This is a genomic window from Mycobacterium sp., from assembly GCF_032162105.1.
GTDB lineage: Bacteria > Actinomycetota > Actinomycetes > Mycobacteriales > Mycobacteriaceae > Mycobacterium.
In genome coordinates, this window is sequence record NZ_JAVRPS010000486.1 from 1 (window position 1) to 9736 (window position 9736).

11 protein-coding genes are annotated in these 9736 nt (G+C 65.8%); 1 reads left to right on the forward strand and 10 read right to left on the reverse strand.

The window, feature by feature from the left end:
* Positions 1-231: 231 nt before the first annotated feature.
* On the reverse strand, positions 232-1491 hold the full coding sequence (gene murA / locus QOC69_RS25075; protein ID WP_526444711.1) for a UDP-N-acetylglucosamine 1-carboxyvinyltransferase: 1260 nt from the start codon (positions 1489-1491) through the stop codon (positions 232-234).
* A gap of 71 nt (positions 1492-1562) precedes the next feature.
* On the opposite strand from murA, the gene QOC69_RS25080 reads away from it, so the two are divergent.
* A complete protein-coding gene (locus QOC69_RS25080) occupies positions 1563-2138 on the forward strand; it encodes a cob(I)yrinic acid a,c-diamide adenosyltransferase (protein ID WP_526444713.1) in 576 nt (191 codons plus the stop codon).
* On the opposite strand, the gene QOC69_RS25085 is transcribed toward QOC69_RS25080, so the two are convergent.
* The 9 genes from QOC69_RS25085 to QOC69_RS25125 form a co-directional block, all read right to left on the reverse strand.
* A complete protein-coding gene (locus QOC69_RS25085) occupies positions 2135-2581 on the reverse strand; it encodes a DUF2550 family protein (protein ID WP_526444715.1) in 447 nt (148 codons plus the stop codon). The two genes, QOC69_RS25080 and QOC69_RS25085, sit on opposite strands and share 4 nt — an antisense overlap.
* 6 nt (positions 2582-2587) lie before the next feature.
* Positions 2588-2953: a F0F1 ATP synthase subunit epsilon gene (locus QOC69_RS25090; RefSeq protein WP_526444717.1), complete on the reverse strand. Its 366-nt coding sequence runs from the start codon at positions 2951-2953 to the stop codon at positions 2588-2590.
* A 30-nt stretch (positions 2954-2983) separates the two neighbouring features.
* Entirely contained in the window at positions 2984-4417 is a 1434-nt protein-coding gene (gene atpD / locus QOC69_RS25095; RefSeq protein WP_526444719.1) for a F0F1 ATP synthase subunit beta, read from the reverse strand.
* A gap of 23 nt (positions 4418-4440) precedes the next feature.
* Positions 4441-5364, reverse strand: a complete 924-nt coding sequence (locus QOC69_RS25100; RefSeq protein ID WP_526444721.1) for a F0F1 ATP synthase subunit gamma — start codon at positions 5362-5364, stop codon at positions 4441-4443.
* Between the two features lie 7 nt (positions 5365-5371).
* The gene (gene atpA / locus QOC69_RS25105) at positions 5372-7021 is read right to left on the reverse strand and encodes a F0F1 ATP synthase subunit alpha (protein ID WP_526444723.1); all 1650 of its coding nucleotides are present in this window, start codon (positions 7019-7021) and stop codon (positions 5372-5374) included.
* Positions 7022-7062: 41 nt separating this feature from the next.
* Positions 7063-8397 carry a F0F1 ATP synthase subunit B/delta gene (locus QOC69_RS25110; RefSeq protein WP_526444725.1) on the reverse strand — a complete coding sequence of 445 codons (1335 nt, stop codon included), beginning with the start codon at positions 8395-8397 and terminating at the stop codon, positions 7063-7065.
* Positions 8398-8922 carry a F0F1 ATP synthase subunit B gene (locus tag QOC69_RS25115; RefSeq protein WP_526444727.1) on the reverse strand — a complete coding sequence of 175 codons (525 nt, stop codon included), beginning with the start codon at positions 8920-8922 and terminating at the stop codon, positions 8398-8400.
* A gap of 12 nt (positions 8923-8934) precedes the next feature.
* Positions 8935-9192 carry a F0F1 ATP synthase subunit C gene (locus tag QOC69_RS25120; protein ID WP_036395845.1) on the reverse strand — a complete coding sequence of 86 codons (258 nt, stop codon included), beginning with the start codon at positions 9190-9192 and terminating at the stop codon, positions 8935-8937.
* 70 nt (positions 9193-9262) lie between these two features.
* A partial coding sequence (locus QOC69_RS25125) for a F0F1 ATP synthase subunit A (protein WP_526444730.1) occupies positions 9263-9736 on the reverse strand: 474 nt, incomplete at its 5' end.

The following is a 9736-nucleotide window of genomic DNA, read 5'->3' on the forward strand; positions in this document are numbered from 1 at the left end:
ACCTAACAACCAGTCAAAACTGGCAATCAAAAAAACAAAACCACACCCCAACACGGGACGCCAGAGCATGGCCAAACAACAAACAAAAACCACCAAACACACTATTGAGTTCTCAAACAACACACCCTGTTAACCGGAACTTCCCGGTCAGTAGGCAACCCCACTACTGTAATACATCCAGAGGGAGTGGTCAAACCCCGTCCTCCAGCCATACGGCTGGGGCCGCGGGTACTAAGTGGAGCTTACTCTCTCGATCTCAGCTCCCAAAGCCACCAGGTTCTCTACGAACAACGGATAGCCCCGATCGATGTGGAACACGTCGTGCACCTCGGTGTCACCGTCGGCCACCAGGCCGGCCAGAACCAGGCCCGCACCTGCGCGGATGTCCGATGCCCACACCGGTGCACTGGAGAGTTGCGGCATGCCACGCACGACGGCGTGATGGCCGTCGGTGCGCGCGTCGGCGCCCAGACGGATCATTTCCTCCACGAAGCGGAACCGCGCCTCGAAGACGTTCTCGGTGATCATCGACGTCCCGTCGGCGATGCAGGCCAGCCCGATCGCCATCGGCTGCAGGTCGGTCGGGAAACCGGGGAACGGCAGGGTCGCGACGTTGATCGCCTTCGGCCGGTCGTACTGAACGATGCGAAACCCGTTGTCGTCCTGGGTGACGGTGGCTCCGGCGTCGTGCAGTTTGTGTAGCACCAGCTGCAGGTGTTGAGGATCGACGCCCGTCACCGAGATGTCGCCCCGCGTCATGGCCGCGGCGATGCCCCACGTAGCGGCGACGATCCGGTCGCCGATGACCCGATGCTCGGTCGGATGAAGCCGATCGACACCGGTGATCGTCATCGTGGACATCCCGGCGCCCTCGATCTGGGCGCCCATCTGGTTGAGCATCTCGCACAGGTCGACGACATCGGGCTCGCGCGCGGCGTTGTGAATGGTCGTCACGCCTTCGGCGAGCACGGCGGCCATCAGGATGTTCTCCGTGGCGCCGACCGACGGGAACTCGAGCTGAATCTCCGCACCCCGCAGGTGATCCGCCTCCGCCACCACGCAGCCGTGTTCGATGTTGCACCGGGCGCCCAGTTGCCGCAGGCCGGCCTGGTGCATGTCGAGTGGACGCGACCCGATCGCGTCGCCTCCGGGCAACGCGACCTTGGCCTTCTTGCAGCGGCCGACCAGCGGCCCGAGCACGCACACCGATGCGCGGAACTGGCGCACGGCGGCGAAGTCGGCGTCGTACTTCGGCTCGTCGGGGGACGTGACCCGCACCGTCGCGCCATCAAGCTCGACGGTGGCCCCGAGTCCTCGCAGCACCTCCGCCATCAACGGGACGTCCAGAATGTCGGGACAGTTGGTGATGGTGCTGGTGCCCTCCGCCAAGAGCGTCGCGGCCATCAGCTTCAACACGCTGTTCTTTGCTCCCCCGACGGCAACTTCGCCCGATAACCGGGCACCACCGGTCACCACGAATCGCTCGCTCACGCGGGCAAGTGTAGACAGCACGGCGGTCAGTGTCAGTCTCGCGACACGTTGACCCGGGTACGGTTTGACCCATGGCAGTCCACCTGACCCGCATCTATACCCGCACCGGTGACGATGGGACCACCGGACTCAGCGACTTCAGCCGGGTGTCGAAGAACGACGCCCGACTCGAGGCCTACGCGGACTGTGACGAGACCAACGCCGCCATCGGCGTTGCGGTGGCGGTGGGACAGCCCGATGAACGCATTCGCAACGTGCTACGCCAGATTCAGAACGATCTGTTTGACGCCGGGGCGGATCTGTCGACGCCGGTGGTCGAGAACCCCGAACATCCGCCGCTGCGGATCAGCCAAGACTATGTCGACCGGCTGGAGTCGTGGTGCGACGAGTTCAACGAGCCGCTCCCCGCGCTGAATTCGTTCGTGCTGCCCGGCGGTACGGCGCTGTCGGCGCTACTGCACGTGGCCCGCACGGTGGCGCGGCGGGCGGAACGCTCCGCGTGGCGGGCCATCGAACAACACGGTGAGTCGATCAGCGTGCTGCCCGCGAAGTATCTGAATCGACTGTCGGACTTGCTCTTCATTCTTTCGCGAGTGGCCAACCCCGACGGTGACGTGCTCTGGCAGCCCGGCGGGCCGGCGCGCTAGTACGAACGCCGACGCGCCCGAGGCGACGGCCGCGACTCCACCCATGAGTTGAACGCCGTCAAAGCGCCACGGTCCAGCGCGATCTCGTAGCCCCGCCGCCGCTCCGGGCTGGTATCGCGCAATTCCAGCACCACGATCTCGTGGGTCATGATGTCGAACTCGTCGCCACGCGGGGCACGTCTTGACACGACCTCGAGGCCTCGGCGGGAGAGCCGCCGATCGGGCCACCAGCGCAGGCTCGACAACCGGTAGAAGCCTGCTTCCCCACCGCGATAACGCACGACGCCGTGGCGCCACCCGTGGCCGCCGACGGCCGGAACGTCACGCAGGATCGCGGCGGTGCCGCCCACCTGACGCAGCTTCCAGAGCCGGTAGCAGAGCGCGACGACGACGAGCAGGAGCACACCGACCAGCGCGGCCATGACCATCATGGACGCGCTCATCGGCAATCAGTCGATCTGGCCTAGGGCGCGCAACCGCGCCCGGCCCCATGCCGCGGTCCGCTCGTCATCCGACTCGGAGTCCTGCTTCGCGGCGTCGGCGTTGATCTCCGACTCGAACTCCGCGTTCTCCACCAGGATTCGGACGGCTTCCTCGGTTACCGACAGGAATCCGCCGTCCACGGCGATGCGCAGGTCGTCCTCGCCCTCGCGCTCGACCCGCACCATCGCGTCGTCGACCAGCTGCGCCACCAACGGAATGTGGTGCGGCAGAATGCCGATCTCGCCGGTGGTGGTGCGGGTGAAGACGAACGTGGCCTCACCCGACCACAGTTCGCGCTCGACGGCGACGATCTCGACGTTCAGTTCAGCCATCGCACACCACCTCTCGCCTGACTAGTCGAATCACAGCTTGGCGCCGAGGCTCTCGGCCTTCTTGGCAAGGTCGTCGAGGCCGCCGATCAGGAAGAACGCCTGCTCGGGTACGTGATCGAAGTCGCCCTTGGCCAGCTTGTCGAACGCCTCGACGGTCTCCTTCAGCGGCACCGTCGAACCAGGCTGGCCGGTGAACTGCTCGGCCGCCATCATGTTCTGTGACAGGAAGCGCTCGATGCGGCGCGCCCGGTACACCAGCTGCTTGTCCTCTTCCGACAGTTCGTCGACACCGAGGATGGCAATGATGTCCTGAAGGTCCTTGTAACGCTGCAGGATCCGGATGACCTCCTGCGCGACGCGGTAGTGCTCGTCGCCGACCACGCTCGGGTGCAGGATCGTGGAGCTGGAGGCCAGAGGATCCACCGCCGGGAAGATGCCCTTGGAGAACACTGCACGGGAGAGCTCGGTGGTGGCGTCCAGGTGCGCGAACGTGGTCGCAGGAGCGGGGTCGGTGTAGTCGTCGGCGGGCACGTAAACCGCCTGCATCGACGTGATCGAGTGCCCGCGGGTCGAGGTGATGCGTTCCTGCAGCTCGCCCATCTCGTCGGCCAGCGTCGGCTGGTAGCCCACCGCTGACGGCATGCGGCCGAGCAGCGTCGAGACCTCGGAACCCGCCTGGGTGAATCGGAAGATGTTGTCGATGAACAGAAGAACGTCCTGGCCCTGCTCGTCGCGGAAGTACTCCGCCATGGTCAGCGCGGACAGGGCGACGCGCATACGGGTGCCCGGCGGCTCGTCCATCTGACCGAACACCAGCGCGGTGTCCTTGAGCACGTTGGCGTCCGCCAGCTCGACCCACAGGTCGTTGCCCTCGCGGGTGCGCTCCCCCACCCCGGCGAACACGGAGGTGCCACCGAAGTTGCGGGCGATGCGGTTGATCATCTCCTGGATGAGCACCGTCTTACCCACGCCGGCGCCGCCGAACAGGGCGATCTTGCCGCCACGCACGTAGGGCGTGAGCAGGTCGACGACCTTCAGGCCGGTCTCCAACATCTCCGTGCGCGGCTCGAGCTCGGAGAAGGCCGGCGGCTTGCGGTGGATCGACCACCGGTCGAAGTCGTCGCCGTAGCCGGGCTCGTCCAAGCACTTGCCGAGCGCGTTGAACACGTGGCCCTTGACGCCATCGCCCACGGGCACCGAGATCGAGGCACCGGTGTCGGTGACCTCGACGCCGCGGACCAGGCCGTCGGTGGGCTGCATGGAGATGGTGCGCACCAGGCTGTCCCCGAGGTGCTGCGCGACCTCCAGGGTCAGCGTCTTGGCCATCTCCGCGTAGGTGATGTCGGCGTGCAGCGCGTTGAACAGTTCGGGCACTGAACCGCGCGGGAACTCGACGTCGACGACCGGGCCGGTAATGCGAACCACTCGACCTGCGGTCTTGGAATCTTCTGCGGTGGCAGTCATTTTCTCTTCGCTTCCTACGGGGCTTACTTGGCGTCGGCGAGGGCGTTTGCGCCGCCGACGATCTCGCTGATTTCCTGGGTGATCTGGGCCTGGCGTTCGCGGTTGGCTTCCAACGTGAGCGCCTTGATCAGGTCGTCGGCGTTGTCGCTGGCCGACTTCATCGCCCTGCGGCGCGAGGCGTTCTCGGAAGCCGCGGCCTCCAGCAGCGCCGAGTACACCCGGGTCGCGACGTAGCGCGGCAGCAGCGCGGCGAACAGCGTCTCGGGATCGGGCTCGAACGAGAACAGCGTGTGCGGGCCTTCTTCCGACTCGCCGACGTACTCGACGACCATCGGTGCGATCCGCCGGGCCTCTGCGTTCTGCGACAGCATCGACTTGAACTCGGTGAACACGATGTGCAATTCGTCGACGCCGAGGATGCCGTCCTCACCCGGGTCGTCACCTTCGTCGTCGGCCCCGGACATGAACGCCGTGACAAGGGTGTCCGCGATCTCCTTGGCGTTCTCGTAGGTCGGCCTATCGGAGAATCCGGTCCACGACTCGGTCACGTCGCGGCCCCGGAAGCGGTAATACCCCAGCGCCTTTCGGCCCACGGTGTACAGCACGGGCTTCTTGCCCTCCTCCCGCAACAGCGAGAAGAGCTCCTCGGAGCGGCGCAACACGTTGGCGTTGTACGCGCCACACAGCCCGCGGTCGGACGACACCACCAGAACGCCGGCGCGCTTCGGTGACTCGCGCTGGACCAGCAGCGGATGATCCAGTGCGCTGGCTCCGGCGAGTTCGGTGAGCATGTTGGTGATCTCATTGGCGTAGGGTCGAGCCGCTTCGACTCTGGCCTGCGCCTTGGCGATCCGCGACGTCGCGATCAGCTCCTGGGCCTTGGTGATCTTCTTGATCGACCCGGCGGAACGGATGCGTCCGCGTAACTCTCGCAGTGTGGCTGCCATCGGTTACCTACTTCTTCTTCGGCGCCGGCTTGCGGACCTTGACCGACTCCTTCTCGACGTCGTCCGGGTCCATCGCCTCGGTCTCGGCCTCCTTGACGACGACCGAGCTGCCGTCGGTGGCCGCGAAACCCTTCTTGAAGTCGTTGACCACCGCGACCAGCTTCTCCTCGGCCTCCTCGGGGAACTTCTTGGTCTCCCGGATGTCCTTGAGGATGTCGCCGTGGGACGCCGTCACGTGCTCCAGGAATTCGGTCTCGAACCGCTGAACGTCTTCCACCGGAACGGAATCCAGATGGCCCTTGGTGCCGAGGAAGATCGCGACGACCTGATCCTCGACGGACATGGGGCTGAACTGCGCCTGCTTGAGCAGTTCGACCAGCCGGGCACCGCGCTCCAGCTGCGCCTTGGACGTGGGGTCCAGATCCGAAGCAAAGGCGGCGAACGCTTCCAATTCGCGGTACTGCGACAGATCCAAGCGGAGACTTCCTGCAACGTCTTTCATTGCCTTGATCTGTGCCGCGCCACCCACGCGGGACACCGAGACACCGACGTTGATGGCCGGCCGCACGCCCTGGTTGAACAGGTCGGACTCCAGGAAGCACTGGCCGTCGGTGATCGAGATGACGTTGGTCGGGATGAACGCCGAGATGTCGTTGGCCTTGGTCTCGATGATTGGCAGCCCCGTCATCGAGCCGCCGCCCAGTTCGTCGGACAGCTTCGCGCAGCGCTCCAGGAGCCGGGAGTGCAGATAGAACACGTCGCCGGGGAAGGCCTCGCGCCCCGGAGGCCGGCGCAGCAACAGCGAGATCGCGCGGTAGGCATCGGCCTGCTTGGAGAGGTCGTCGAAGACGATCAGGACGTGCTTGCCGTCGTACATCCAGTGCTGACCGATGGCCGAACCAGTGTAGGGCGCAAGCCATTTGAAACCCGCGGGGTCCGATGCCGGCGCCGCGACGATGGTGGTGTACTCCATCGCACCGCCCTCTTCGAGAGCGCGCTTGACGCTCGCGATGGTGGTGCCCTTCTGGCCGATGGCGACGTACACGCAGCGGACTTGCTGGTTGGGATCGCCGGTCTCCCAGTTCTCGCGCTGGTTGAGGATCGTGTCGACGCAGACCGCGGTCTTTCCGGTCTTGCGGTCGCCGATGATCAGCTGGCGCTGGCCTCGGCCGATCGGGGTCTGCGAATCGATGGCCTTGATGCCGGTCTGCAGCGGCTCGCTGACCCCCTGGCGTTCAACCACCGACGGCGCCTGGAGTTCCAGGGCACGGCGCGTCTCGGTCTCGATGTCGCCCAACGCGTCGATCGGCTGCCCGAGCGGGTTGACCACACGGCCGAGGAACGCGTCGCCCACCGGCACCGACAGGACTTCATTGGTGCGCTTGACCTGTTGGCCCTCTTCGATCTTCTCGAAGTCGCCAAGGATGACCGCACCGATGCTGTGCTCGTCGAGGTTGAGCGCGACGCCGAGTACGCCGCCCGGGAACTCGAGGAGCTCCTGCGTCATGACTGAGGGCAGGCCCTCGACGTGGGCGATGCCGTCACCGGCATCTACGACGGTGCCGATCTCTTCACGCTCGGTATCGGCGGCAAACGAGGATACGTAGTCCTCGATGGCACCTTCGATATCAGCAGCGGAGATTGTCAACTCTGCCATGTTTTCGTCTTCCTACCTTGTTCTCTGGATGAGCGTTTGGGTCAGTCCGGCAACTGTGTCTGTGCGGCGGCCAGGCGGGATGCGATGGAGCCGTCGATCACCTCGTCACCGACGGCGATCGACAGGCCGCCGAGGAGTTCGGGATCGACGTGGAGCTGCACGGAGACCGGATGTCCGTAGATGCGGGTGAGCACCTCGGTGAGCCGGTCATATTGGGCATCGGTCAGTTCGGAGGCGGCGGTGACGTGCGCGACGACCTCGCCGCGGCGGGACACTGCGAGCTCGGCGAGGTCGATGACGGCCTCGTCGGCGCGCTCACCGCGCAGCAGTTCGACGGTCTGGGACAGCAGCGCCGCTGCGGTGCCGCTCACCCCCGATTCCTCGAGTACCTTGTTCAGCAACGCGATTCGTCTCTCGGCGGGTGTCGTGTAGTCGCTGAGCAGTGCAGCGAGTCGCGGCTCGGCGTCGAGTACTCGGCCGAACCGGAAGAGCTGATCCTCCACCTCGTCGACCTCACCCGCGACCTCGGCGCGCTTCAGCAGCGCCAGACGAGCGGTGTGCTCGATGCCGTCGACGATGTTCGATGCCGTCGACCACCGTTGCGAAACGGCGGTGCGCAGGAGGTCGAGAGTCGGGTCGCCGACCTTGCCGGACAGCAGGGTTTCGACCAGACGGACCTTGGGTGCCGCGTCGTCGGCGGGCTCTGCCAGGTGCCTGGCCAACGCGGGCTCGGTCATGAGCAGCTTGCCCACCGAGGTCAACTCCTCGGCCAGCGTGGTCAGTCCGTCGGCGTCGAGACCGCCGGTCACACTGTCGAACTCGGCGACGAGGGCAGCGAGCGCGTCGCGGCTGGCAGCCCGCAGCCGCGCGGTCGCACCAGTCTCGATCAACGCTTCCGACGGGGCCATCTGCTCGAGCTCGTCCAGGAAGCGGTCGACCGTCGCGGCCTGCGCGGTGGGATCGGCCACATGGCCGCGCACCAGGCTGGCGGCCTTCTGTACGGCCTCGTCCCCTAGGCCCTGGCGCAACTGCCGGATGAGCTGCTGGCGCATCAGCTGAACCTGCTGGACACCTTGGGCCTTGATCCGCTCCGCGTCGACGCCGGCCTGCTCGGCGAGCTGGGCGGCGATCCGCTCCGAGTCGTGCTTGGCCTCGTCGGTGACCTTGGCCGACTCCACCTTGGCGCTTTCCAGCGCCTTGGCGTGTTCGGCGTCGGCTTCGGTGAGTTTCTTTGCCGCTTCTGCGCTTTCGGCCAGCGCGGTACGGACGGCGTCCTGTTGCTTCTGCATCAGGGTCCGCACCGGTGGCGCGACGTAGCGCCAGATGATCCATGCGATGACGGCGAACCCGATCAGCTGCCCGATGAAGGTCGACATCTACCGGCTCACATTCTTGGGCGGACCGCCCACGTCGACGCCGAGGATGCGGCTGGCCAGCGTGGCCGACAACCCGTCCACCGACGACTCCAGTTCGGACTGCGCCGCCGAACCCTGTTGGGACAGTTGCTCGTCCGCCTGCTGCACGGTCTCAGCCACCTCTCCGCTCGCCTCGGCCCGCTTCTCGTCGATCACCTGTCGGCCTGCGGTGCGAGCCTCGGCGCGGATCGACGACGCGTCGGTGCGCGCGCCAGCCATCGCCTTGTCATAGTCGGCCTGCGCGGCGGCGACCTGCTCGGCCGACGTCCGGCTGTCCGCCGCGGTCTTGGCCAGCATCGCCTCCCGCTCGGCCAGGACCTTGCTGATCGGTGGCACAACCCACTTCCCGATCACGCCGAGCACGATCAAGAAGATGGCCAGCACGACGAAGAAGGTGGCGTTGGGAATCAGGAAGTTGCTCTGGCCCCCGCCGCCTTCTCCTGCTGCCTGGCTGGCCGCCAGGATCGTTGCGCTCAGTTCACCCATGCTGTCGGTGCACTAGCCCGAGTAGGCCGGCGTGGCGAAGACGAACAGCGCCATGAAGGCCAGGTTGATGAAGTACGCAGCCTCCACCAGACCGACGGTGATGAAGAACGGGGTGAAGAGCCGGCCCTGCGCCTCGGGCTGCCGGGCAATGCCGGAGATCAGGGCGTTACCGGCGATACCGTCACCGATGCCGGCGCCGATGGCACCGCCACCCATGATCAGGCCGCCGCCGATCAGCGCGCCCGCCGTGATGAGGGCGTTTGCATCCATTCCTATTTCCTCCTTGATAGCTGGCGGCGGTGCCACCAGGACTGTTAGTCATACTGGTCGTGCAGGTCTTCTAGTGGTGCTCTTTCTCGTCTTCGTGGTCCAGTTCCATCGACTGGCTGAAGTACAGGATGGTCAGCAGGGCGAAGATGAACGCCTGGATGAGGCCGACGAACAGATCGAAGGTCTTCCAGATGGCGTTCGGCGCCCACTGGATGTACCAGGGGAACAGCGCGATCAGGCCGACCAGGATGCCGCCGGCGAACATGTTGCCGAAGAGTCGCAGAGACAACGAGATCGGCTTGGCGATCTCCTCGACGATGTTGATCGGCGCCATGAACGTCACGTGTCCCTTGACCAGCTTCTTGAGGTGGCCCCAGGCGCCACGACGCCAGATGCCCGCGGCGTGGTAGCAGATGAACACGAACAGCGCGAGCGCCAGCACGTAGTTGATGTCCGAGGCGGGCGGCTTGACCAGCTCGGTGGCCACCCCGTCGGCCCCGGCGAACTGCACCGGCAGCACCGACAGCCAGTTGGACACCAGGAC